At 75.0% G+C, this 23780-nt stretch carries 19 protein-coding genes and 2 pseudogenes; 8 read left to right on the top strand and 13 right to left on the bottom strand.

The window, feature by feature from the left end:
• Positions 1–199 precede the first annotated feature (199 nt).
• The gene (locus tag ACWENR_RS14020; RefSeq protein ID WP_452277381.1) at positions 200–2017 is read left to right on the top strand and encodes an acyl-CoA dehydrogenase; all 1818 of its coding nucleotides are present in this window, start codon (positions 200–202) and stop codon (positions 2015–2017) included.
• A gap of 3 nt (positions 2018–2020) precedes the next feature.
• Here the strand turns inward: ACWENR_RS14020 and ACWENR_RS14015 are convergent, their stop codons facing one another.
• The gene (locus ACWENR_RS14015; RefSeq protein ID WP_452277380.1) at positions 2021–3712 is read right to left on the bottom strand and encodes a long-chain-fatty-acid--CoA ligase; all 1692 of its coding nucleotides are present in this window, start codon (positions 3710–3712) and stop codon (positions 2021–2023) included.
• A 109-nt stretch (positions 3713–3821) separates the two neighbouring features.
• On the opposite strand from ACWENR_RS14015, the pseudogene ACWENR_RS14010 reads away from it, so the two are divergent.
• Positions 3822–4370 (top strand): annotated as a pseudogene (locus ACWENR_RS14010) (glycosyltransferase 87 family protein); the annotation flags it as partial.
• Between the two features lie 38 nt (positions 4371–4408).
• Positions 4409–4777: pseudogene (locus ACWENR_RS14005) on the top strand (FHA domain-containing protein); the annotation flags it as partial.
• Between the two features lie 64 nt (positions 4778–4841).
• Here ACWENR_RS14005 and rocD read toward each other — a convergent pair.
• The 4 genes from rocD to ACWENR_RS13985 all read right to left on the bottom strand — a co-directional run bounded on the left by rocD (position 4842) and on the right by ACWENR_RS13985 (position 9348).
• Positions 4842–6056: an ornithine--oxo-acid transaminase gene (gene rocD, locus ACWENR_RS14000; protein WP_452277383.1), complete on the bottom strand. Its 1215-nt coding sequence runs from the start codon at positions 6054–6056 to the stop codon at positions 4842–4844.
• Positions 6056–6871 carry a dimethylargininase gene (gene ddaH, locus ACWENR_RS13995; protein WP_452277382.1) on the bottom strand — a complete coding sequence of 272 codons (816 nt, stop codon included), beginning with the start codon at positions 6869–6871 and terminating at the stop codon, positions 6056–6058. The genes rocD and ddaH overlap by 1 nt, the downstream gene beginning before the upstream one ends.
• A 415-nt stretch (positions 6872–7286) precedes the next feature.
• The gene (locus tag ACWENR_RS13990) at positions 7287–8129 is read right to left on the bottom strand and encodes a thrombospondin (protein ID WP_452277379.1); all 843 of its coding nucleotides are present in this window, start codon (positions 8127–8129) and stop codon (positions 7287–7289) included.
• A 457-nt stretch (positions 8130–8586) separates the two neighbouring features.
• Positions 8587–9348, bottom strand: coding sequence for a hypothetical protein (locus ACWENR_RS13985; RefSeq protein ID WP_452277378.1), 762 nt, complete (start codon positions 9346–9348; stop codon positions 8587–8589).
• A gap of 140 nt (positions 9349–9488) precedes the next feature.
• Here ACWENR_RS13985 and ACWENR_RS13980 point away from each other — a divergent pair, with 140 nt between their 5' ends.
• Complete coding sequence (locus ACWENR_RS13980) at positions 9489–10298, top strand: Fpg/Nei family DNA glycosylase (RefSeq protein WP_452277377.1); 810 nt, start codon at positions 9489–9491, stop codon at positions 10296–10298.
• An 83-nt stretch (positions 10299–10381) separates the two neighbouring features.
• Here the strand turns inward: ACWENR_RS13980 and ACWENR_RS13975 are convergent, their stop codons facing one another.
• The 4 genes from ACWENR_RS13975 to ACWENR_RS13960 form a co-directional block, all read right to left on the bottom strand.
• Positions 10382–11260, bottom strand: a complete 879-nt coding sequence (locus ACWENR_RS13975) for an aminoglycoside phosphotransferase family protein (RefSeq protein WP_452277376.1) — start codon at positions 11258–11260, stop codon at positions 10382–10384.
• Positions 11261–11480: 220 nt separating this feature from the next.
• A complete protein-coding gene (locus ACWENR_RS13970) occupies positions 11481–12899 on the bottom strand; it encodes a WGR domain-containing protein (protein WP_452277375.1) in 1419 nt (472 codons plus the stop codon).
• 183 nt (positions 12900–13082) lie between these two features.
• Complete coding sequence (locus ACWENR_RS13965) at positions 13083–14462, bottom strand: FAD-dependent oxidoreductase (protein ID WP_452277374.1); 1380 nt, start codon at positions 14460–14462, stop codon at positions 13083–13085.
• A 13-nt stretch (positions 14463–14475) separates the two neighbouring features.
• Positions 14476–15624, bottom strand: coding sequence for a carboxylate-amine ligase (locus tag ACWENR_RS13960; RefSeq protein WP_452277373.1), 1149 nt, complete (start codon positions 15622–15624; stop codon positions 14476–14478).
• A 224-nt stretch (positions 15625–15848) separates the two neighbouring features.
• Here ACWENR_RS13960 and ACWENR_RS13955 point away from each other — a divergent pair, with 224 nt between their 5' ends.
• The 3 genes from ACWENR_RS13955 to ACWENR_RS13945 all read left to right on the top strand — a co-directional run bounded on the left by ACWENR_RS13955 (position 15849) and on the right by ACWENR_RS13945 (position 18578).
• Positions 15849–16142, top strand: coding sequence for a DUF6412 domain-containing protein (locus tag ACWENR_RS13955; protein ID WP_452277372.1), 294 nt, complete (start codon positions 15849–15851; stop codon positions 16140–16142).
• 95 nt (positions 16143–16237) lie between these two features.
• A complete protein-coding gene (locus tag ACWENR_RS13950; protein WP_452277371.1) occupies positions 16238–16987 on the top strand; it encodes a YidC/Oxa1 family membrane protein insertase in 750 nt (249 codons plus the stop codon).
• Positions 16988–17174: 187 nt separating this feature from the next.
• Positions 17175–18578: a chitinase gene (locus ACWENR_RS13945; RefSeq protein WP_452277370.1), complete on the top strand. Its 1404-nt coding sequence runs from the start codon at positions 17175–17177 to the stop codon at positions 18576–18578.
• A gap of 396 nt (positions 18579–18974) precedes the next feature.
• Here the strand turns inward: ACWENR_RS13945 and ACWENR_RS13940 are convergent, their stop codons facing one another.
• The 4 genes from ACWENR_RS13940 to ACWENR_RS13925 form a co-directional block, all read right to left on the bottom strand.
• On the bottom strand, positions 18975–19646 hold the full coding sequence (locus tag ACWENR_RS13940; protein ID WP_452277369.1) for a DedA family protein: 672 nt from the start codon (positions 19644–19646) through the stop codon (positions 18975–18977).
• 238 nt (positions 19647–19884) lie between these two features.
• Positions 19885–20487, bottom strand: coding sequence for a DUF1349 domain-containing protein (locus ACWENR_RS13935; protein WP_452277368.1), 603 nt, complete (start codon positions 20485–20487; stop codon positions 19885–19887).
• The gene (locus ACWENR_RS13930; RefSeq protein WP_452277367.1) at positions 20480–21853 is read right to left on the bottom strand and encodes an MFS transporter; all 1374 of its coding nucleotides are present in this window, start codon (positions 21851–21853) and stop codon (positions 20480–20482) included. Before ACWENR_RS13930 ends, ACWENR_RS13935 begins: the two co-directional genes overlap by 8 nt.
• Before the next feature lie 31 nt (positions 21854–21884).
• Positions 21885–22670, bottom strand: a complete 786-nt coding sequence (locus ACWENR_RS13925; RefSeq protein ID WP_452277366.1) for an SDR family NAD(P)-dependent oxidoreductase — start codon at positions 22668–22670, stop codon at positions 21885–21887.
• 55 nt (positions 22671–22725) lie between these two features.
• Between ACWENR_RS13925 and ACWENR_RS13920 the strand changes: the two genes are divergently transcribed.
• Complete coding sequence (locus ACWENR_RS13920; RefSeq protein WP_452277365.1) at positions 22726–23715, top strand: ArsR/SmtB family transcription factor; 990 nt, start codon at positions 22726–22728, stop codon at positions 23713–23715.
• Positions 23716–23780 lie beyond the last annotated feature (65 nt).

Raw genomic sequence — 23780 nt, 5'->3', positions numbered from 1 at the left:
CACGGCCCCGGCGGGCCGTGGCCGTGGCCGCGTCCAGGAACTCGCCGACCGGCGGCTGGCCGGGCCGGCCGGCGTCCGCCGGCGGGCGGCGCGACCCGCCGCGTCGGCTGGTGCGCCGACCGTCCGATCGGTCAGGATGGGCGTGCGCGGGGGCGTCGCCGGGCCACGGCCGGCGTGCCCGCCGACGGAAGGAGACCCGTTGTCGTCCACCCTGCTCTCCCGTCGCGACCTGCGCTTCCTCCTGCACGACTGGCTGGAGGTGACCCGGCTGACCGAGCGGCCCCGCTACGCCGAGCACTCGCGGGAGACCTTCGACGCCGTGCTGGACCTCGCCGAGCGGGTGGCCAGCGAGCGCTTCGCCCCGCACAACCGGGCCGCCGACCTCGCCGAACCCACCTTCGACGGTCGGCGGGTGCACATCATCCCGCAGGTGAAGCAGGCCCTCGACGTGTTCGCCGAGACCGGGCTGCTGGCCGCCAGCATGGACGCCTCGGTCGGCGGGATGCAGCTGCCGCACGTCGTGCGGGCCGCCTGCTTCGCCTGGTTCCAGGCCGCCAACATCGGCACCTCGGCCTACCCGTTCCTGACCCTGGGCAACGCCAACCTGCTGCTGGCGCACGGCAGCGCGGAGCAGATCGACACCTGGGTCCGGCCGATGGTGGCGGGCCGGTTCTTCGGCACCATGTGCCTGTCCGAGCCGCAGGCCGGCAGCTCGCTGGCCGACATCACCACCCGCGCCGAGCCGCAGGACGACGGGACCTACCGGCTCCACGGCACCAAGATGTGGATCTCCGGCGGCGACCACGAGCTGTCGGAGAACATCGTCCACCTGGTCCTCGCCCGGATCCCCGGCGGGCCGCCCGGAGTCAGGGGGATCTCGCTGTTCATCGTGCCGAAGGTGCTGCTCGACGCCGACGGCGCACTCGGCGCGCGCAACGACGTGGTGCTGGTCGGCCTCAACCACAAGATGGGCTACCGGGGCACCACCAATACGCTGCTCAACTTCGGCGAGGGCGTGCACCGGCCGGGCGGCCGCCCCGGCGCGGTCGGCTACCTGGTCGGCGAGCCGCACCAGGGCCTGGCGCAGATGTTCCACATGATGAACGAGGCCCGGATCGGGGTGGGCGCCGGCGCCACCGCCCTCGGCTACACCGGCTACCTGAAGTCGCTCGCGTACGCCCGCCAGCGGCCGCAGGGCCGCCCGCTCGCGGACAAGGACCCGGGTGCGCCGCAGGTGCCGATCGTCGCGCACCCCGACGTGCGGCGGATGCTGCTGGCGCAGAAGAGCTACGTGGAGGGCGCGCTGGCGCTGGTCCTCTACTGCGGTCGGCTGCTCGACGAGGAGAAGACCGCGCCGGAGGCGGCGGACCGCGAGCGGGCGCGCCTGCTGCTGGACGTGCTCACCCCGATCACGAAGAGCTGGCCGTCGCAGTGGTGCCTGGCCGCCAACGACCTCGCCATCCAGGTGCACGGGGGCTACGGCTACACCCGCGACTACGACGTCGAGCAGCACTGGCGGGACAACCGGCTCAACCCGATCCACGAGGGCACCCACGGCATCCAGGCGCTGGACCTGCTGGGCCGCAAGGTGACCATGCGCGACGGGGCCGGCCTGGCGCTGCTGGTCGAGACGGTCCGCGCCACGGTGACCCGGGCGTGGAAGGCCGAGGGCGAGGCCGCCGAGCTGGCCGCCGCGCTCGGCGCGGCGCTGGACCGGGTCACCCTGGTCACCCGGCGGCTGTGGAGCACCGGCGACCCGGAGGTGGCGCTGGCCAACGCCAGCGTCTACCTGGAGGCGGTCGGCCACGTGGTGATCGCCTGGATGTGGCTGGAACAGCTCCTTGTCGTCGAGGCCGCCGGCGGCCCGGGCGACGGCCCGGACGCCGACCTGCGCGCCGGCAAGCGGCAGGCGGCGCGCTACTTCTTCCGCCACGAGCTGCCCCGCACCGGCCCGCAGTTCGACCTGCTGGACAGCCTCGACCGGACCACCCTGGAGATGCGCGACGACTGGTTCTGACGTTCAGCGGCCGGCGAGCAGCCGGTCGCGGACCTCGCGGCGCAGGACCTTGCCGATCTGGGAGCGGGGCAGGTCGTCGACCAGGACGACCCGGCGGGGCACCTTGTACGCGGTGAGGTGCTCCCGGCACGCCGCGCGGAGGCCCGCCTCGTCCAGGTCGGCGTCCTCGTCCGGCACGACCGCCGCCACGACCTCCTCGCCGCCGTGCCCGCCGGGCAGGCCGACCGCCGCGGCGTCGCGGACGCCGGGAATCCGGCGCAGGACGTCCTCCACCTCGGAGGGGTAGACGTTGAACCCGCCGGTGATGATCAGTTCCTTGATCCGGTCGACCACCGTGACGAAGCCGTCGTCGTCCATCACCACGATGTCCCCGGTGCGCAGCCACCCGTCGGGCAGCAGCACCGCCGCCGTCTCCTCCGGCCGCCGCCAGTAGCCGGCGAACACCTGCGGCCCCCGGACCAACAGCTCGCCCGCCTGGCCCGGCTCGCGGTCGCGCGCCGGCTCCTCGGGGTCGACGATGCGGATCTCGGTGGAGGGGAACGGCACCCCGACCGTGCCCGGCCGCCGGGCGGGGGAGACCGGGTTGCCCAGCGCCACCGGGGACGTCTCGGTCATGCCGTAGCCCTCGACGAGCAGCCCGCCGGTGACCGACTCCCACAGCTCGACCGTCGCCGGGGGCAGCGCCATGGCGCCGGAGATGGCGTACCGGGCCGAGGTGAGGTCGATCCCGCGCTCCCGGGCGGTGGCGGCGAGCTTCTCGTAGATCGGCGGCACGGCCGGCAGGAAGGTCGGCGGGCGGCGGCGCACCGCCTCCAGGGTCTGGTCGACGTCGAAGCGGGGGAACAGCACCAGCGTGGCGCCGATGCCCACCGCGAAGGTGAGGCAGAGCGTCAGCCCGTACGCGTGGAACAGCGGCAGCACCGCGTAGATCGTCTCCTCGCCGTCGCGCAGGCCCGGCACCCAGGCGCGGCCCTGCGCCGCGTTGGCGCGCAGGTTGCGGTGGGTCAGGACGGCGCCCTTCGGCGTTCCGGTGGTGCCGCCCGTGTACTGCAGCAGCGCCGTGTCGTCCGGGCCGGGGGCCGGGTGGGCGGGGTCGAGAGGGCTCGCCTCGGCCACCAGCCGCTCCCAGGACAGCGCCCCCGGCGCGGGGCCGGTCATCGCCGCCCGGGTGGCCCGCGCGCGGGCCAGCGGCAGCCGCAGCGCCCAGCGCTTGCGCCGGGGCAGCGCCCGGGTCAGGTCCACGGCGACCACGGTCTCGACCGCGGTGCTCGCGGCGGTGCGGCGGACGAGGGGAGCGACCCGGTCCCAGACGACCGCGACCCGGGCCCCGTGGTCGGCGAGCTGGTGGGTGAGCTCCTGCTCGGTGTAGAGCGGATTGTGCTCGACCACCACCGCGCCGAGGCGCAGCACGGCGTAGAAGGCGACGACGTGCTGGGGGCAGTTGGGCAGCACCAGCGCCACCCGATCGCCCCGGTCGACGCCCAGCCGGCGCAGCGCCTCGGCGGCCCGGGCCACCTGGCCGGCGAGGTCGGCGTACGTGGTGGTGGCGCCGAAGAAGTCGAGGGCGACGCGGGCGCCGAACCGGTGGTCGGCCGCGCGCAGGAGGTCGACCAGGGACTCGTCGGACGGCGCGATGGTCGGCGGCACGTCCGGGGCGTAGCTGCGCAGCCAGGGCCGCTCCGCACTCAGGTCCATGTCTCTCCTCCGCACCGCACGCCACAGCCTTACTTAACGGTAACCTACGGTCGCGTAGGTATCGGGTAAGGGGCCCCCGACGGCCGGGGCCCGGACGTAGAATCCGACGATGCGTGATCGGCGGGTGGCGGCGCTCTGGTCGATCTTCGTCGTGGTCGCCGCGGCGTCGTCGGCGCTCGTGGCCCTGCGTCCCGACCGCCTCTCCGACCTGCACATCTACCGTGGCGCGCTGCTGCATCTGCACGCCGGTCACCCCCTCTACGACTTCGTCGCCGAGAACGGCGGGCCCTTCACCTACCCGCCGTTCGCGGCCCTCGTGCTGTGGCCGGTCGCCGCCGTCCCCGAGGGCGTCGCGCAGGGCATCTGGCTGGCGCTGACCTGCCTCGCCGTGGTCGCCATCGCGGCGGCCGTCGGTCGCGTGCTGGTCGGCCCGGGGCGCCGACGCGCCCTCGTCGTGCCGGCCGTCGCCTGCGCCCTCATGCTCTCCGCCCCGGTGCAGAGCAACCTGCGCTTCGGCCAGGTCAGCATCTTCATCGTGCTGCTCGCGCTGCTGGACGGCACGGGAGTCGTGCCGCCCCGGCTGCGGGGCGTGCTCGTCGGGGTGGCCGCCGCGGTCAAGCTCACCCCGCTGCTCTTCGTGGTCTACTTCCTCGCCACCGGCCGCTACCGGGACGCCGCGCGGGCCGCCGCCACCTTCCTGGCCTGCGCGGCGCTCGGCGGGCGCCGGAGCAGACGGGCGGCATCGTGCTCGGGCAGTGGCTCAACGACGAGGCGCGCCGCTGGATCAGCCGTAACCACGTCCGGTTCGAGCTGCGGGTCGGCGAGGTGATCGTGACCGACGTGAGCACCAACGGCTCCGGCGTCCGGCCGGGCGGGTCGATGGCGGAGGGCGACCGCCTCCCGCTGGCGCCGAGGCAGTCGCGGGTGCTGGCGGAGGGCGACATGGTGGAGCTCTACCCCGGGGTGCAGATCGGCCGGCCGGGCGAGCTGCCCGCCGGCGCACCGTACACGCCGAACTCGGTCATGGCCGAGGCGCCGACGATGGCGATGCGCCTGCCCAAGTGAGGGCGGGCGGACGACGGCGGGCGCCGGGACCGTGGTCCCGGCGCCCGCTCTCGTCGTACGGAGGTCAGCCGGCCAGCACGGCGGCGAGCTGGGCGACCGCGTGGTCGATCTCCTCCTCGGTGATCACCAGCGGCGGGGCGAGCCGGATCGTCGAGCCGTGGGTGTCCTTGGCCAGGACGCCCCGCTCCATCAGCCGCTCGCAGGCCTCCCGGCCGCTCATCAGCGCGGGGTCGATGTCCAGGCCGGCCCAGAGGCCCCGGCCCCGGACGGCGACGAGGCCCCTGCCGACCAGCGCCGTCAGGCCGGCGTGCAGCCGCGCGCCCAGCTCGGCGGAGCGGCGCTGGAACTCGCCGGTGGCCAGCAGCCGGACCACCTCGGTCGCCACGGCGCAGGCCAGCGGGTTGCCGCCGAAGGTGGAGCCGTGCTGGCCCGGCTTGAGCACGCCGAGCACGTCGGCGTTCGCGGCCACCGCGGAGACCGGCACGATGCCGCCGCCGAGCGCCTTGCCCAGCAGGTACATGTCGGGCGTGACGCCCTCGTGGTCGCAGGCGAAGGTCTCCCCGGTGCGGCCCAGGCCGGACTGGATCTCGTCGGCGACGAAGAGCACGTTCCGCTCGGTGCAGACCCGGCGCACGCCCGGCAGGTAGCCCTCGGGCGGCACGACGACGCCCTGCTCGCCCTGGATCGGCTCGATCAGGACCGCGACGGTGTTCTCGTCGATCGCGGCGGTCAGCGCGGCCAGGTCGCCGTAGGGCACCACCGTGAAGCCGGGGGTGTACGGCCCGAAGTCGGCGCGCGCGTCGGAGTCGGTGGAGAAGCTGACGATGGTGGTCGTCCGGCCGTGGAAGTTGCCCTCGGCCACCACGATGTTGGCCTGGCCCGGGGCGACGCCCTTGACCTGGTAGCCCCACTTGCGGGCGACCTTGATGCCGGTCTCCACCGCCTCGGCGCCGGTGTTCATCGGCAGCACGAGATCCTTGCCGCACAGCTCGGCCAGCTCCCGGCAGAAGTCGGCGAACTGGTCGTGGATGAACGCCCGGCTGGTGAGGGTCAGCTTGTCGAGCTGCGCGTGCGCGGCCTCGACGAGCCTCGGGTGCCGGTGGCCGAAGTTCAGCGCCGAGTAGCCGGCCAGGCAGTCCAGGTAGCGGCGACCGTCCACGTCGGTCAGCCAGGAGCCCTCGGCGGAGGTGATCACCACCGGCAGCGGGTGGTAGTTGTGCGCGGTCCACCGCTCCGCGTCGCGGACCGCCTCCGGCGTCCGCACCATGTCCTCGATGATCACTTGCTCGCCTTTCCCTGACGGAGTCGCAACGTGCAGCACTTCGGTCCACCGCCGGCCTTGCGCAGCTCGGACAGGTCGACGCCGATGGTCTCGTAGCCCCGGTCGCGCAGCTTCGCGGCCAGGCCGGTGGCCTGCGCCGGCAGCACCACGTGCCGGCCGTCGCTGACCGCGTTCAGCCCGAAGACCTCGGCGTCGGCCAGGGTGGCGTGCACCGCGTCCGGGAAGAGCCGGCGCAGCACGGCGCGGCTGCCCGGCGAGAACGCCTCCGGCAGGTAGGCCACCGTGCGCTCGTCGAGCACGGTGAGCGCGGTGTCCAGGTGGTAGAAGCGCGGGTCGACCAGCTGCATGGTGACCACCGGGTAGCCGAAGACCTCCTGGAGCTGCGCGTGCGAGGCGTGCGCGGTGCGGAAGCCGGTGCCGGCCAGCAGGTGGTCGCCGGCCAGGAGGATGTCACCCTCGCCCTCGTTGACGTGCTTCGGGTCGTACATCTCGAAGCCGGCGGCCTCGAACCAGGCGCGGTACGCGGGGGCCTCGTCGGCGCGCTGCGGGTCGCGGAACTGCACCGCCATCGCCTTGCCGTCGATCACGGTGCCGCCGTTGGCGGCGAAGACCATGTCGGGCAGCCCGGGCACCGGAGTGATCTCCTCGACGGTGTGGCCCAGGTCCCGGTAGATCTGGCGGAGCTGCTCCCACTGCCGGACGGCCAGGTCGGCGTCGACCGGAGCGGTGGGGTCCATCCACGGGTTGATGGCGTAGTCGACGGCGAAGTACGTCGGCCGGCACATCAGGAAGCGCTGGCTGGTGGCGTCCATCGTCATTGTCCTGCTCCCAGGGGTCGGGCGCGCCCGGCCACCGTCGGCCCACGGGCTGGCGCCGTTGCTCAACGGTATGTGGCCCGGGGCGACGGTATCCACCGCTGGAAGTTGCGCAGGACGTTCGATCGTTGCGTCTGGAGCTGGGCTGGCGGGGTTTCGTTGCGCCCGGGGCCGACCGGGCGGCCGGATGTGGTCGCGCCCCTCGCGTCCGTGGGACGGGCCGCCCGGGGTCACGGGTCCGCGGCTGCCCGCCGGGCTTCGGAGACCGGGCGGGGAAACACTTCGGGGGCGGCGAACCGCCGCCCCCGAAAAAGGGTCGCCCGGCTGGTGAACCACCAGGCTGGTCGGGCTGCCCGCCGATTCCTCATCGGCGGTGTCGCCGGCGCACCGCCGGCGAGCCGGACAGTGCCCGCTAGAACCGGTCCACAAACTGTGAGTCGAGCCACTCCCGGAACCGGGCCACCCAGTCGCCGTCGGTGGTCGGCCAGTCGAACTGACCGGTCATCGCGACCACGCCCAGGACCACCGCGCCGAGGCCGAACACGATGCCCAGCAGCGCATCGGTCTTGCCGGCGATGTGCCGGCGCCGGGTGGCCATCAGGCCCAGCACCGCGAGGACGGCGCCGATCGCGCCGAGCCCGATGCCGTACCCGGCGAGGGTGCCGGTGAGCACGAAGAGCGCGCCGGCCAGGCCGACGACGAGGCCGAGCGTGGCGAGCATGCTGGCCCGGGGCTTCGGGCCGGCGACCACCGGCTGTTCGGCGCGGTCGGCGACGCCGTCGCCGTCCCGGTCGACGGGGCGCTCGGGTCGGTCCCGGTCCGCCCCGGCCGCGCGGGCCGCGTCCCGGTCCAGGTCGACGGTCCGGCCGTCGAGGGTCCGTTCCAGGGTCGGGTCCGCGTCGGTGACCCGGGGGTGGCGCCGGGTGTCGTCGTCGACGGGCCGGGCGGTGGCGGCCCGCGCCACGGCGGCCCGCTCGGCCGCCCGCCGCTCGGCCTCGGCGTCCCGGGGGTCACCGGCGCGCGCGCCGCGCGGCCCGTCGACGGTCGCGGCGCTGCTCCGGTACGTCGCCTGGTCGCTGTCGCGTTCGGTGACCACCGGCCGGCTGGGCCCCGAGCCGTCGACCGGGTCGTTCCGCGTCGCCCGGTCCGGTCCGGCGCCCACCGGGGCGTCGCGGCCGTCGACGCGGCCGTCGAGGTTCTCGTCCCGCGTCGGCGCCTCTTCCGACCGGCGCGACAGCGAAGGAATCCTGACCACAACACACCTCCTGGGGAATGCGGGTGGCCGATGCAACGACTGCCGCCCACGTTGTCCGTCACAGCAGTACCCAGCAGGCCGTTCGCTGACACCGGGGCGCGGCGCAGGGCCGGCGTCGCGCTGCTCGGCACGGGTGGTGCCGGCCGGCTCGGCGCACGGTGGGGCGTCGGCCGGCCTCGCGGGGGTGGACGGCGCCGGCCGGCCCTGCCGGCACGTCGGGTCCCCTGAGCCGGCCGGGGGTCCCCGGCGTCCGGCCGGAGTGGCGCTGGCACGTCCCGGTGCCGTCAGGCGGGTTCCGCGGGCGCGGGCCCCAGGGCGCGGATCGCGAAATCGATCGCGGTGGTCAGACGCTCGACGTCGTGGCCGGCGCCGCCGTTGTAACGGCCGGCACGCCAGCCAGCGCCGCACCGTGTCGGGCTCCAGACGCGGCCTGGTCGCCGGTTACCGAGACACGCTCCTAGCGCCGCCAGGCGTCGAGGGTGCCGACGGCGGCCCGGGTGAGGTCGCCCATCAGGGCGGGGCTGCCGCTGGTGCCCTCCCACCCCTGGTCGTGGAGCACGGTCGTCACGTCGGCGACACGGATCACGGCGATCTGGCTGACCGCCTCGCCGCCGACACGGTTGCCCTGCAGGTCGGTCTGCGGCCACCTCAGAGTCACGAGCAGCGCCTCGTCGCCGACGCCGGGCAGCGGGCGGGTCTGGACGTCGACGGTGCCTCCCCAGCGGCGGAAGGACCGGCACGAGTCGAGCGAGCCGCGGACCCGCCGCAGGTATGCGTCGGCGCCGTCGCCCTCGAAGGCGAAGATCGTCTGCGTGATCGTGCCCTGCGGCACGTTCTCGGGCGGATCGCCGGGCCGCTTGTAGACGCTCATCATCGCGGCGCTCGCGGTCACCGCCCGACCGCCGGTGGCGAACTCCTGACCGCACAGCTTCGGCAGAGCGTTCGCGACGGGCGTCGTCGTCTTCGGTGACTTGCGGATCTCCGCCGGCAGTTCGAGGAAGGCCGAGGCGGGGACGGTCACCGCCGCGCGCGGGGTGGGCGAGGGCCGCGGAGCCGTCCCGGTGGTCGCCGGCACGGTCGCCGACGGGGAGGGCGCCGCCCCCGGGCTGCCGTCGTCCGCGCCGGTCGTGCAGCCACCGGTGAGGGCGACGGCGCCGAGCAGCGACACGCCGAGGGCGACGCGCCGCCGCGCCCGGGTGGTGGAACGTCGGTGATCCATCCGGTTCCTCCCTGTGTCGACCTGACTCTACGGGTCCTCCCGCCGCCCGGCAGCCCGCAGACGGGGCGGCGGCCCGGCCGGCGGCGGAGGCGGCGTGCTGCGCGGCGGGCGTGCGGCGGGCCTGGCTACCCTTGGCACCCGTGCCTGAGGGACACACCATCCACCGACTCGCCGCGCGGCACGCCGAGCTGTTCGCCGGCGACAAGCTGCACGCCGCCAGCCCGCAGGGCCGCTTCGCCGAGGGCGCCGCCCTGCTCGGCGGCACCGTGCTGGAGAGCACCGAGGCGTACGGCAAGCACCTGCTGCACCACCACGCCGGCGAGCTGACCCTGCACGTCCACCTCGGGCTCTACGGCAGGTTCACCGACGGCGCGGGGGAGCCGCCGGAGCCGGTCGGCCAGGTGCGGCTGCGCCTGACCAGCGACCGGCACTGGCTCGACCTGCGCGGCCCGACGGCCTGCGAACTGCTCACCCCGCCCGAGGTGGCGGCGCTGCGCGACCGGCTCGGCCCCGACCCGCTGCGCGCCGACGCCGACCCCGGGCGGGCGTACGCCCGGATCTCCCGCAGCCCGACGCCGCTGGCCGCGCTGCTGCTGGACCAGTCGGTGGTGGCCGGTACCGGGCTGATCTTCGTCACCGAGGCGCTGTTCCGGGCCGGGCTGCCGCCGACGCTGCCCGGGCGGCGGCTGGACCGCGCCCGCTGGGACGCGCTCTGGGCCGACCTGGTGGCGCTGATGCGGCTCGCCGTCGTACGGGGGCGGATCGACACGGTCCGCGACGCCCACCTGCCCGAGGCGATGGGCCGGGCCGCCCGCGTCGACCGGCACGGCGGCGAGGTGTACGTCTACCGCCGCCCCGGCGACCCCTGCCATGTCTGCGGCACGCCGGTCAGCCGCGGCGAGCTGGCCGGCCGCAACCTCTACTGGTGCGCCACCTGCCAACGGGGCTGACGCCCGCCTACTCGCCCCGGCGGTCTTCGCCGCCGCCCGCCCCGCCCGTCCCGGCTCGCCGCTGACGCCCGCCCACCCGGGCGTCACTCCTGGCCGAGCAGCCAGCGGACCACCTCGACCTGGCTGGGGAAGACCTTCCCCTCGCCGATGCTCCAGGCCAGGGTCTGCCCGACCGCCCAGCCGCGTATCCGCTCCCGGTCCAACCCCAGCTCCGCGCTGAGCCGGTCCAGCCGGTGCCGGACGGCGTCCGGCGAGTGCCCCAGCTCCTGGCCGCGCACCAGCGGCACGACGCCGAACTCACGCTCGCCGGTCAGCGGCTTGGGGTCGATGACGAGCCACGGCTCGCGGGTGGCCCGCAGCACGTTGCCGGCGTGCAGGTCCTGGTTGACCAGCACCTGCTCGCCCTGGCTGTCGACGAGGTCCGCCAGCAGGCCCAGAGCCGCGTCGAGCAGCCGCCGCTCGTACGGGCGGCCGGCCCGCTCCCACTTCACCGGCAGGCGCTCCCGCCAACCGGCGGCCTCCTCGGCCAGCGGGGTGAACGGCGGGCCGGCCGGACGCCACAGCCGCGGCAGCAGCCCGACGGCCACGTCCAGTGCCGCGTCGGCGGGCAGCGCGTGCAGCGGCGTGCCGGGCACGCACCGCTCGACCAGCAGCGCCCGGCGGTCCGGGTCGTGCGCGAGCAGCCGGGCCGATCCCGCGCCGGCCCAGTGGTCGAGGGCCGTCGCCTCGTGCGCGCTGTCCGGGTCCGGGTACTGGAGCTTCAGCACGGCCGGCGTGCCGTCGGGCAGCTCGGCGGGCAGGGCCAGCGAGGCGAAGGCGTACGGGAAGGGTGGCCCCACCCGCAGCGACCAGCGCGCGACGCACTCGGCCAGCCGCTCCGGCAGGGCCGCCAGCCAGCGCCGTCCGGCGGGGACGTCCCGCACCCAGCCGAGCCCTTCGGGGATTCGTAGCTCCGTGTCCATCCGGCCATCCTGGATGCCGATCCGCCCTGTCGTACAACCGATTCCGGATGACGGCCGATGCGGCCGGCCGGCCCCGCTCCCGCCTGGGACGGGGGCGAGGAGATGCGCCCAGCGGGCCCGCTCCTTTGCCTGCGGGGCGAGGAGCGGGCGGCGCTGCGGGTGGCGGGCCGCCGTGGACCGGGCCGGGGGCGGTCCCGCACCACCCCCGGCCCGGAGCCTGTCAGCGCAGCCGGCGGATGTCGCCGTACGCGCGGTAGAAGCCGCCCCGGCCGGACTCGCGGACCTGGGTGACGAGGTAGCGGGCGCCCGGCTCGCGGATGCCCTTGGGAAACTGCACCGACCAGCCCGGGTGGTAGCCGGGGGAGAGCACGTGCACGCGCAGCCGGCCCCGGTCCTCGACGCACTGCACGATCACGCCGCCGTCGACGTCGCTGGTCACCTCGACGGACGTCCACGCCGCCGGCTCGGGCAGCCGGGCCGGGGCCTTGACGTCGACCACCTCCGGCACGCTGCCGGCCTCCGCCGCCCGGATGGCCGGCTCGCTGGCGTCGACGCAGGCCAGGTAGCCGCTCGTGGTGACCACGTAGAGCCGTTCGTCGTGGTATTGCATCGAGTAGGCCGAGCCGCAGCCGGTGCCGAGCTTCCACAGCCGGTTGCCGGCCTGGTCGAAGCAGTAGATCGAGGACTGGCTGTCGCCGGCGAAGACGTACCGGCCGCCCTCGGCGGTGGCGCAGGAGAAGACCGGGGCGTCGCACCGGTAGGCGCGCTCGGCGCGGCCGTCCTTGGCCAGCCGCACCACCTCCCGGGTGGCGGTGCCGGCGAACACGGCCCCGGGCTCCTGCCAGCCGAAGAGCACCGAGCCGGTGCGGGTGTGCCACAGCTCCTGCCCGGTGCGCCAGTCGTAGCCGGTGATCCCCTGGGAGTGGCCGTGGTAGACCGCGTCGGCGTCGCAGCGCACCATCCACGCCGACCGGCCCCGCCCCGCCCGACGCCAGAGGAACTCGTCCTCGTGGTCGACCGCGGCGATGCCGCCGTCGGCGTCGGAGACGCCCAGCACGCCGTCGTGGATGTCCAGCCAGTAGATGTCGATCTCCGGCGCGATCGCGTACGCGACCCGGGGCACCTTGCCGGACAGGTCGTAGACGTTGCCGTCGTCGCAGCCCGCGTAGATCCAGGCGTCGTCGGCGACGATGCACTTCACCCCGTCGGGGAGGCGGACCTGGTCCAGCACCCGGGCGTCGTGGCCGAGGGTGGTGATGACGCCGCGCTCGTTGCCGACCATGCAGCTCTGCCCGTCGACGAAGATGCCGAACGCCGGCGCGCCGGAGTCGTAGCGCCACAGCACCGGGGCGGTGCGGGCGGTGGAACGGGTGCTGACGATCTGCCGCCGGGAGACGGCGCGCTTCTGCCGCACGCCGGGCACCGCCGGGGCGTACCCCTTGCGGACCTTCTCGCCGATCTTCTTCGCCGCCGCCGCCCGCGCCTTGGCGTTGTCGGCGTAGGCGGTGGTCTTGACCTGCCCCTGGTCGCCGATCCGGCCGTAGCGGACGGTCAGCGCGGTGTCGTCGACCACGACCTCGTAGAACTTGTGCGCACCGTCCACTTCGGACAGTTCGAGGTAGGTCGTCTCCTGCGACATGGGTCCTCCGAGGGGTCAGCGACCGGCCCGACGAGGCCGGCGCGGCGACAGCGGGCACACGTTAACCGCCACCCCCGACAAGTCAACGAGACGGGACCCCGCCGCCGCGCACCCAGCCCTGACCGACGGTGAGGGGCACCTTCCCATGCCCCGGGCGTCGGGAAGGTGCCCCTTCCGCACCGGTCACCGGGCGGTGGCGGCCAGGGCGTCGACGGCCTTGCGGGCGGCGATCAGCACCGGGTCCCAGACCGGGGCGTACGGCGGGGCGTAGCCGAGGTCGAGGGCGGTCATGTCGTCCACCGTCATGCCGTTCCACAGCGCCACCGCGAGGGTGTCGATCCGCTTGGCCGCCTCGGACCAGCCGACGATCTGCGCCCCGAGCAGCCGCCCGCTGGGCTTCTCCGCGATCAGCTTCACGGTCATCGACCGGGCGCCCGGGTAGTAGCCGGCGCGGTTGGTCGACTCGGCGACGACCGAGACGAACTCGAACCCGGCCGCCGCGGCGTCCCGCTCGCGCAGCCCCGTACGCCCGACCTCCAGCTCGCAGACCTTCGTGACGGCGGTGCCGATCACCCCGGCGAAGGTGGCGTAGCCGCCGCCGATGTTGATGCCGGCCACCCGGCCCTGCTTGTTGGCGTGGGTGCCCAGCGGCACGTGCACCGGCATCCCGGTCACCCGGTGCACCGTCTCCACGCAGTCGCCGGCGGCCCACACGTCCGGCACCCCCTGCACCCGCATCCGGCGGTCCACCCGGACGCCGCCGGTGACGCCGAGCGGCAGGCCGGCGGCCTTCGCGAGCGCCGTGTTGGGGCGTACGCCGAGGCCGAGGACGACCAGGTCGGCGGGGATCGGCCCCTCGGCGGTGAGCACCGCGGACACCCGGCCGTCGGTCTCCTCCAGCCCGGTCACCGTCAGGCCGGTGCGGATGGTGATGCCGATCCCCCGCATCGCGGCCGTGGCCAGCTCGGCCATGTCCGGGTCGACGGTGGACATCGGCTGCTCGGCCTGCTCGACCAGGGTGACGGCGAGCCCGCGCTGGATCAGCGCCTCGGCCATCTCCACGCCGATGTAGCCGCCGCCGACGACCACCGCCCGGCGGGGCCGCGGCTCGGACTCCAGCCAGTCGCGCAGCGCCGCGCCGTCGTCGAGGGTCTGCACGCCGAACACCCCACGGGCGTCGGTATGCGCCCAGTCCGGCTTCGTCGGCACCGCGCCGGTCGCGTAGACCAGGGTGTCGAACCGCTCGCGGACCTCGCCGCCGCCGTCGAGGTCCCGCGCGACCACCTGGCGCCGGTCGAGGTCGATGCCGGTCACCTCGTGTCGCATCCGGACGTCGATGTCGAACCGCTCCCGGAACGTCGCCGGGTCGCGGGCGATCAGCTGGTCCCGCTCGGGCACCAGCCCGCTGATCCAGTACGGGATGCCGCACGCCGAGTACGACGTGAAGTGCCCCCGCTCGAACGCGACGATCTCCAGGTCGCCGCGGTCGCGGCGGCGGCGCGCCTGGGACGCCGCCGCCATGCCCGCGGCATCCCCACCGATGACGATCAGCCGTTGCGCCACGGGGACCATACTGTCACGGGCGGCCCGATCCACGGGTCTGCCGGGCGACGTCCCGGACCACGTCCACGAGGTCGCCGCCGCGCGCGAGCACCGCGCGCTGCCGGGCCGCCCCGGTGCCGTGCCGGCGCAGCCCGCCGATCAGGTCGGTCACCTCGTCGAGGTCGCCGTGGCGTTCCAGGGCCGGGCGCATCCGCTCGACGAACTGGTCGAACAGCTCCCACGCCGGCCGCAGCTCGCCGTCGGTGAGGTCGACGCCCTCGCCCTCCAGCCCGTCGTGCGCCGCCCGCCAGTGCGCGGCGACCAGCAGGTGGTGGTCGGTGCGGATGGCGGGCCGGCCGGCGGCGATGTCGTCGAGCGCGGTCGCCACCATGGCCCGGACCAGCGCGGCGACGAGCACCGCGTCGTCCACCGACGGGCAGACGTCGCCGATCCGGATCTCGACGGTCGGATACTTGGCCGACAGCCGGGCGTACCAGTAGAGCATCCCCTCGTCGAGCATCACGCCGCTGGCGATGAGCTGGCGGATCAGCCGCTCGTAGTGCTCGTGCGACTCCAGGAAGGGAGTGGGCGCCACCGAGGGCCAGTGCTCCCACTCGACCGACCGCCAGCTCGCGTAGCCGGTGTCCTCGCCCTTGGCGAACGGGGAGTTGACGGTCACCGCCTGCAGCACCGGCAGCCAGGGCCGGACGTGGTTGAGCACCTGCACGCCGGTCTCCGGGTCGGGCACCCCGACGTGCACGTGCATGCCGTTGTTGCCGGGCCCGGGCACCAGCAGCCGGAACCGCTCGATCATCCGGTCGAAGCGGGGCTTGTCGACCACCGGGGGCACCGGTCCGTCCACCGGCCCGGTGCCGATGGCGAGCAGCCGTACGCCGGCTCGCTCGGCCGCGTCGGCGAGCGCGACGCGCAGGACGCCCAGGGAATGCCGGATCGAGGAGAGTTCCAGGCCGGGTGGGCTGCCGATCTCGATCTGGCTGGTCTGGAACTCCCGCTCCACCTGGCCGCGCAGCTCGGGCGGCACCTGCTCCATCACCAGGTCGACGGCGGGCACCGCGGTTCCGGTGTGCGGGTCGACGAGCAGGAACTCCTCCTCGACACCCACCGTGAGCAGATCCGTCCTCTCGACCGTCGCACTCGGGGCCTCCGCCACCTGGCCGGTCATCGTCACCACCGTCCGTTCGCGCCCGGCCGCGGTCCGTCCGCGCCGGTCGGCCGATGGTTACCCAGGGTGCCGGTGCCGGAAAACGCGGTCCCGCGTGTCGACGGCGTGTCGCCCGTCGCCTCGCACACCCGGCCGCGAGCGTGGTGCCCGTGTTCCGGCAGAGCGGCGGCCCCGGTCGCGCGTTCCGGTCGGCCGGCGTGACAGCGGGTTCTAGGCTGAGCGGCGTGCCGGGTGCGTGGGGGCTAGTGGTGGGGACGTGGGCGTACACGCTCACCCACCTGGTCCTGCTCGCCGACCGCCCGGCCGGGCTGCTCGCCGGGGCCGCGCTCACCGCCGTCGTGCTCCTCGCCGCCGTGCTCGCGCTGCACACGGCGGCCGGCGTCGGCGCCCCGCGGGCCGCCCGCGCCACCGCCCTGCGGGCCCGGGCCCGTCACCGCCGGGTGCCCCGGCAGGTCGACCCGGACGCCGCCGGTCGCCCCCGCCCCCGGGCGCCCGGGGCGCACCCCTCGGCCGCGTAGCGCCCGCCGCGCGGCCGATTCCGCCGTCACCCGAGGCCCGGCGACGTCTTCCGTCCCGTCGGGCCGCCACCCGGAATCGGACCGAGGGGTCAACCATGTTCGCCTTCGCACCACTGCACGACGCCGTCGGCGCCGCCGGCAGCGCGCTCTCCTGGCTCACCGGCCTGCTCGAACCGCTGGCCGGCGGCGCGGCCACGGCCGTCGCCGTCGTCGTCCTCACCGTCGCCGTCCGGCTGCTGATCTCGCCGTTGACCGTCGCGCAGGTCCGGGGGGAGCGGCGCCGCGCGGCGCTCGCCCCCGAGGTCCGCGACCTCCAGCGACGGTACGCGGACGACCCCGCCCGGTTGCAGAGCGAGCTGTTCGCGCTCTACCGGGCCAACGGCGCCAACCCGGTCGCCGGCTGCCTGCCGGTGCTGCTCCAGGCGCCGTTCCTGCTGGTGATGTACCGGCTCTTCGCCACCGCCGACGGCGGCACCGGGCTGCTCGACGAGCGGCTGGCCGGGGTGCCGCTGGGGCACCACCTCGGCGACGGGCTGGCCGGTGCCGTGCTGCCGCTGTTCGGCGTACTGCTGGCGGCCCTGCTCGCGCTGGCGTGGTCGACCTCCCGGCGGATCCGGCGGGCGGCGGCCGAGACCGGCACGGTGGCCGGCGCGCCGGCGCAGGGGCCGGGTGCCGCCGTGTTCGGCCGGTTGCTGCCGCTGCTGCCGTACGCGACGGTGCTGGTGGCGCTGGTGCTGCCGCTGGCCGCCGTGATCTACCTGGTCACCACGACCGCCTGGTCGGCGCTGGAGCAGGCGGTGCTGCGCCGTCCGCACCCCGCCCGGGCGGGCAGCGACCGGCGCTGACGGCCGCCGGACGGACGGCGCGGCCGGCCCGCGCCGTCCGTGAGCCCCGCGCGGGCGGCAGCGATCGGCGCTGACGGCCGCGCCCGGCCCGCGCCGTCCGTCGCCCCTGGACAGAAACAGTTAACAGTCCTAATAATAAGCGTCAATGTCGATGACGATTGATGTCGTCCGGGGCGTGGAGGATGCTGTGACACGGTCCAGATCTGTGGTGTTGTCGCTGGTCACGGCTTTGGTGGCGGCGGTCGGCGCGGTGTGGGTGGCGCTGCCGGCGTTCGCCGCCGGGGCGACCGCGAGCTTCGTCAAGACGTCCGACTGGGGCTCGGGCTGGGAGGGGAAGTACACGATCACCAACGGCGGCGGCAGCACGCTAACCGGCTGGACCGTCACCTTCGACCTGCCCGCGGGCACCACCGTCGGCTCGTACTGGGACGCGCTGCTGACCTCGTCCGGCCAGCGGCACACCTTCACCAACCGGTCCTGGAACGGCAGCATCGCCCCCGGCGCCTCCGTCTCGTTCGGCTTCCTGGGCAACGGGCCGGGCGCCCCGGCCAACTGCCAGCTCAACGGCGCGCCGTGCGGCGGCGGCACCGGCCCGACGACCCTCCCGCCCAGCACCGTCCCGCCCAGCACCGCGCCCCCGACGACCGCCCCGCCCACCACGCCGCCCCCGACCAGCCCGCCGCCGAACACCGGGCTGCCGCAGCACATCCTCACCGGATACTGGCACAACTTCGACAACCCGGCGGTCGAGCTGCGGCTGCGCGACGTGCCCGCCGAGTACGACGTGGTCGCGGTCGCCTTCGCCGAGGCCACCGCCACCCCCGGCGCCGTCACCTTCGCCGTCGACCCGGGGCTCTCCGCCGCCCTCGGCGGCTACCCGGACGCGGAGTTCGCCGCCGACGTACGCGCCCTCCAGTCCCGGGGCAAGAAGGTGATCATCTCGGTCGGCGGCGAGACGGGCCGGGTGGCGGTCAACGACGCCGCCTCCGCCGTGGCGTTCAGCGACAGCGTCCACGCGCTGATCCAGCGGTACGGCTTCGACGGGGTCGACATCGACCTGGAGAACGGGCTGAACCCGACCTACATGGCGCAGGCGCTGCGCTCGCTGCGGGCCAAGGTGGGCGCCGGCCTGATCATCGCGATGGCGCCGCAGACCATCGACATGCAGTCCCCGGGCAGCAGCTACTTCAAGCTCGCGCTCGACATCAAGGACATCCTCACCGTCGTGAACACCCAGTTCTACAACTCGGGTGCGATGCTCGGCTGCGACCGCAACGCCGCGTACGGCCAGGGGACCGTGAACTTCATCGTCGCGCTGGCCTGCATCCAGCTGGAGGCCGGGCTGCGACCCGACCAGGTCGGTCTCGGCCTGCCCGCCGGGCCGGGCGCGGCCGGCGGCGGCATCGTCGCGCCGAGCGTGGTGAACGCGGCGCTGGACTGCCTGGCGCGCGGCACCAACTGCGGCAGCTTCCGCCCCCCGCGCACCTATCCGGGCATCCGTGGCGCGATGACCTGGTCGGTCAACTGGGACGTCTCCAACGGCAACAACTTCGCCCGCACGGTGGCCCCCCACCTCGACACCCTTCCCTGACCTCCTGCCCCCTGCCCTCTTTCCTCCTGACCATCGCTCCGACTCCCCGACCTCCTGACCTCCTGACCTCGATTCCCTGCCTGCCCTCCTTCTGTCCTGGCCTCCTGCCCTCTGTCGTCCTGACCCTGACCCGCTGTACTCCTCACCCCCTGCCTCTCGCTCTGGCCCCCCAGCCTGGCTGGGGGCCTCCACCCCTCGCCCTCGCCTGCGATCTGCCCCGCTGCAGTTCCCGATCCCTCGCCCTGGCCCTGTCCTTCCTTCCGCTCTCCGGCGTCGCGGCCATGCTCCACCGCCTCGCGGTTCGAGATCTTGGCAAGAAAGTGCCCCTCCAGGGGCGCCATTTCCCACCAAGATCTCGGCGAGGGCGAGGGCGAGGGCGAGGGCGAGGGCGGTGGGTCAGCGGGTGGTGGCGTCGGCGCGCTCGCGGCGGCGGGCGGCGCGACGGCGGCTCTTCTTGACCGCCCACCAGGCGATCATCACGACGAAGACGGCGATGATGCCGTAGTCGAACCAGTTGCTGTATCGCTCGATCTGCTGCCAGCGCGAGCCGAGGGCGTAGCCCAGGCCGACGAAGAGGGCATTCCAGATGCCGCTGCCCAGCGTCGTGAACGCGACGAACTCGGGCAGCGGCATGCGGTTGGCCCCGGCCGGTACGGAGACCAGGCTGCGCACCACCGGGATCATCCGGCCGAAGAGCACCGCCCACCGGCCGTGCCGCTCGAACCAGCGGTCCGCCTTCTCCAGGTCGTCCCGGTCGACCAGCGGCAGCCGGTCGAGCCAGCGCTTGAGCCGGTCCTCGCCGGCGACCGCGCCCAGCCAGTAGAGGACGAGCGCCCCGGCCAGGGAGCCGGCGGTCGCGGCGAGCATGACCAGCAGCACGTTGAACCGGCCCTCGCCGGCCAGGTAGCCGGCCATCGCCAGGACGATCTCGCTCGGGATCGGCGGGATGATGCTCTCCAGGGCGACCAGCAGCGCCACGCCGAGCGCGCCCGCGGCGTCGATGACTCCCGCCACCCAGCCGGTCAGCCCGCCGAGCCGGGTCGGGTCGACGTTCTCGGCGAGTGCCATCGCGATCCTTTCGGCCGGGTCCGGGGGATCAGATTTCTCTACCCCGGGGCCCGCCGGTCACACCTGCCGGGTGAGCGGAGACACCCAGGCTCAGCCCTCCGGGGTGCGGCGCCACCCCGGCTCAGCCCTCGGGTGCAGCGCCGCCCCGGCTCAGCCCTCGGGTGCAGCGCCGCCCCGGCTCAGCCCTCGGGTGCAGCGCCGCCCCGGCTCAGCCCTCCGGGTGCAGCGCCGCCCCGGCTCAGTCCTCCGGGTGCAGTGCCGCGTCGGCCGGCCCCCGCCACCAGCCGGTGAACCGGATCCGCAGCCCGGCGCGGGTGGGGGAGCAGCAGTACGGCCCGGCCGTCGCCACCGCCTCCGGCGGCAGCGGGGCGAGCCGGACCAGCCGCCACGGCTCGTTTTCGGCTCGGGCCCGGACGGTCAGCGCGTCCCGGTCGCGGCTGACCCGGACGGTCACCTCCCGCCCGGTCCACTGCGGCACCGGCGCGACCGACCAGTCGGACACCTCGCGGGTGACCACGGCCCCGACCTGCGGCTGCCCGTCGCTGACCTCCACCCCTGCCTTGACCCAGTTTCGTTCGTCCACCCTGACCAGCACGCCCGCCTGGTCGAACTGCTCGCCGTAGTCGAGGTGGAAGGCCACCTCCACCGCCTCGCCGACGGGGAAGGGCGCGAGCAGCGCCGGGCCGTCGTCGTGCACGAAGCCGTACGAGGTGTGCCGCCACAGGTCGCTGCCCTCGGCCGGCTGCACCAGCAGCTCGCCCGCCGGCCCGCGCTCGACCCGCTCCGGCTCGTTGCACCACGCGCCCTCGGCCCAGTCGACCGTCCGCAGCTCGTCACCCATGCCGCTGACCGTACCGCCGGCGGTCCTCCGGCCGGCGTCCCCGGACCGACCACGGGCCCGGGCCCGGTCGAGCGGCGGCAAGCGCGCCGACGGCCGGGAGAGAGCCGGGCACGGCGGCGGCCGGGAGAGAGCCGGGCACGGCGGCGGTCGGGAGAGGGCCGGGTGCGGCGCCCGCCGGCCGGCGGGGGCGTGACGAGGGGCGGCGGCCGGCGGGTGTCGTCGTCAGGTGGTGGGCCAGGGCCGCCGCGGCGAGGAGCGTCAGGAGGCCGCAGACGCCCAGCCAGCCGAAGCGGGCGTACGCGGGGGCGCCCAGCCACGAGCCCAGGCTGCCCCCGAGGTAGGCGCAGGTCATGTAGGCGGTGTTGAGGCGGCTGCGGGCGTCCGGCCGCAGGGCGTAGATCCGCACCTGGTTGGCGACCATGCCGGACTGCATGCCGACGTCGAGCAGCAGCGTGCCCAGCACCAGGGCAGCCAGGCCCCCGACTCCGCCGAGCCCGCCGAAGGCGAGGACGCCGGCCGAGGCGATGACGCCGAGCAGGCAGATCCGGTTGACCGCGTCGGACCCCCGGCGGTCCACCTGCCGTCCCGCCACCGGGGTGCAGAGCATGGTCGCCGCGTTGACCAGGGCGAGCAATCCGACCGCCGGGGCGCCGAGGCCGTACGCCGGCCCGGTCAGCAGCAGCGCGACGGTGGTCCAGACCGCCGAGAAGCCGGCGAAGACCGTCGCCTGGTAGAGGCAGGAGCGGCGCAGGTCGGGCTCGGTGCGGAGCAGGCGCAGCGACTCGGCCAGCAGGGCCGGGTACCGGTGCCCGGACGGCGGCCGGGTCGCCGGCAGTACGCGGGCCAACGCCACCGCGACGAGCAGGACGGACACCGCCGCCGTCAGGTACGGGGCCCGCCACCCCCACCACTCGCTGATGGTCCCCGCGACGGTGCGGGACAGCAGCATGCCGCCGATCGAGCCGCTCAGCAGCGTGCCGCTGACCATGCCGCGCCTGTCGTCGGCGGTCAGGTTGGCCGCCATCGGGCCGATGACGGGCGCGACCACGGTCGTGACCCCGACGAGGGCGCTCGCGCCGACCAGCGGCGCGAGGGTGGGGGCGGCGCACGCCGCGAGCAGGGCCGCTCCGGTGATGCCGAGCAGGGTGAGGATCAGCGGCCGGTGCCGGATCCGGTCGCCGAGCGGCACCAGCAGGAAGATCCCGGCGGCGTAGCCGAACTGTGCCGCGGTCACCACCTGGGCGGCCGAGGCGGGGCTGACGTCCAGGCCGGCGGCGACCAGCGGGCTGGTCGTCTGCGGGAAGTAGACGTTTCCGACGGCGACCCCGCAGGTGAGGGTGAGCAGCAACAGCAGCCGGCGGTTCATGGGGGGACCGGGCGTGCGACCGTCGGCCAGGTCAGTCCACCGGTCCGCCGGCCACGTAGATGACCTGGCCGGAGACGAACCCCGACCCGGGGCTGACGAGGAACGACGCGACGTGCCCGATGTCCTCGGGCTGGCCGACCCGGCCGACGGGGATCGTCTCCGCCACGATCCGCTGGTGCTCCTCGAAGCTGCGGTTGCGGCGCCGCGCCGCGATCCGCGTCATCTCGCTGACCACGAAGCCCGGGCCGATGGCGTTGGCGGTCACGCCGTGCCGGCCGAGCCGCAGGGCGAGCGACTTGGTGAAGCCGATCAGGCCGGCCTTGGCGGCGGCGTAGTCGACCCGGCCGGAGTCGCCGAGCGCGGAGATGCTCGACATGTTGACGATCCGCCCCCAGCCGGCCTCGATCATGTACGGGACCACGGCCCGGGTGAGGAAGAACGCCCCCCGCAGGCTGACGCCCGTGACCGCGTCCCACTGCTCGGTGCTCGTCTCCTCGACGCCGGCGTTGGGGCCGCCGATGCCGGCGTTGTTGACCAGCACCGTCGGCGGCCCCAGCTCGGCGGCGATCCGGGCGACGGCGGCGCCCACGGCGGCCTCGTCGTTCACGTCGGCGGCGTAGGCCGCGGCCGTGCCACCGGCGCCGGTGATGGCCTCCACGGTGCCGGCGCAGTCCGCCTCGTCGAGGTCGACCACGGCGACCCGGAATCCGTCGCGGGCCAGCCGGGTGGCGACGCCCGCGCCGATGCCGCGTGCCGCTCCGGTCACGATCGCGGTGCGCTGCGGGTCGGCCTGGTCGGTGATGTTCGGAAGTGTCATGCCGACAGTCCACGGCAGGGGCCCGAGACGGCCAACCGATGTAGCGTATCGCTTAATGATCAGCTTTGAGCTCGGCGTCGAGGACCTCGCCGACACCCGCTTCGCGATCTCGCCGATCCACGAGGCCGCGCTCAGCCTCCGGGTGCTCCGCGAGCCCGGCCTGTACGCGCTGCACCTGCCCTGGCGCAGGTCGGTCCTCGGGCGGCTCGACCCGGCCGACGTGAAGCTGTTGACCTCGCTGGTCGGGCCGGACCGGGCCGTCCCCGACTTCCTCACCCGCCGGCCGACCGAGTTCGCCGCCAGCTTCGAGCAGGAACTGGCCGCCGTGCGCCGGACGCCCGCCGACATCGTCCGCCGCGACCTGTGCGCCGCGTACCCGCGCGGCCGGCTGCCGGCGGTCCTCCGCGACGCCACCGCGACGGACGCCGCCCCCGTCCTGGCCCTCCGCGACACCATCTGCGACCGCCTCCAGCGCTACTGGGACGTCGCGATCAGGCCGAGCTGGCCGCAGATGCGGCTCGTGCTGGAGGCCGACATGACCTACCGGGCCCGGCAACTGGCCCTGGGGGGCGCGCGGCTGCTCTTCGCCGACATGCACCCGAACCTGCGCTGGCAGGACGGGGTCCTGCACATCGACAGGATGATCGGCCGGCACCGGGTCGTCGCGGCCGGCCGGGGGCTGCTGCTGGTGCCGTCCGTCTTCTCGCACAAGCCCGCCCCGCCGGTCAGCCCGCACGAGCCGCCCCTGCTGGCGTACCCCTGCCGGGGTGTGGCGACGCTGTGGGAGGCGCCGCCGGCCGCCGACGCGACCGCGCTCACGTCGCTGCTCGGCGCGCCCAGGGCGCGACTGCTCCACCTCCTCGCCGAGCCGCTGCCCACCGTGGAGATCGCCCGCCGGCTGACGGTGACGCCCAGCGCCGTCTCCCAGCACCTACGGGTCCTGCACGCGGCGGGGCTGCTCAGCCGCGCCCGCGACGGCCGGCACGTCCTCTACCGACGCAGCCCGCTCGGCGACCGCCTGGTCGGCCAGCCGGGCGACCAGTGACGACGCCGGCCGACGGGTCCGCGCCGGCGGCGGAGCCGGGGCGCCGGCGCGGGCTCCCGCCGGGC

It is taken from the genome of Micromonospora sp. NPDC004336, assembly GCF_053602615.1.
This window is presented reverse-complemented; position numbering and strand designations above follow the sequence as displayed.

Coding starts and splice junctions, on each gene's coding strand:
- ACWENR_RS13920 (WP_452277365.1), top strand. CDS start 22,726: ATGATCAGCTTTGAGCTCGGCGTCGAGGACCTCGCCGACACCCGCTTC.
- ACWENR_RS13930 (WP_452277367.1), bottom strand. CDS start 21,853: ATGAACCGCCGGCTGCTGTTGCTGCTCACCCTCACCTGCGGGGTCGCC.
- ACWENR_RS13970 (WP_452277375.1), bottom strand. CDS start 12,899: ATGTCGCAGGAGACGACCTACCTCGAACTGTCCGAAGTGGACGGTGCG.
- ACWENR_RS13975 (WP_452277376.1), bottom strand. CDS start 11,260: ATGGACACGGAGCTACGAATCCCCGAAGGGCTCGGCTGGGTGCGGGAC.
- ACWENR_RS13940 (WP_452277369.1), bottom strand. CDS start 19,646: ATGGCACTCGCCGAGAACGTCGACCCGACCCGGCTCGGCGGGCTGACC.
- ACWENR_RS13925 (WP_452277366.1), bottom strand. CDS start 22,670: ATGACACTTCCGAACATCACCGACCAGGCCGACCCGCAGCGCACCGCG.
- ddaH (WP_452277382.1), bottom strand. CDS start 6,871: ATGGACGCCACCAGCCAGCGCTTCCTGATGTGCCGGCCGACGTACTTC.
- ACWENR_RS13950 (WP_452277371.1), top strand. CDS start 16,238: ATGTTCGCCTTCGCACCACTGCACGACGCCGTCGGCGCCGCCGGCAGC.
- ACWENR_RS13935 (WP_452277368.1), bottom strand. CDS start 20,487: ATGGGTGACGAGCTGCGGACGGTCGACTGGGCCGAGGGCGCGTGGTGC.
- ACWENR_RS14015 (WP_452277380.1), bottom strand. CDS start 3,712: ATGGACCTGAGTGCGGAGCGGCCCTGGCTGCGCAGCTACGCCCCGGAC.
- ACWENR_RS13960 (WP_452277373.1), bottom strand. CDS start 15,624: ATGACCGGCCAGGTGGCGGAGGCCCCGAGTGCGACGGTCGAGAGGACG.
- ACWENR_RS13985 (WP_452277378.1), bottom strand. CDS start 9,348: ATGGATCACCGACGTTCCACCACCCGGGCGCGGCGGCGCGTCGCCCTC.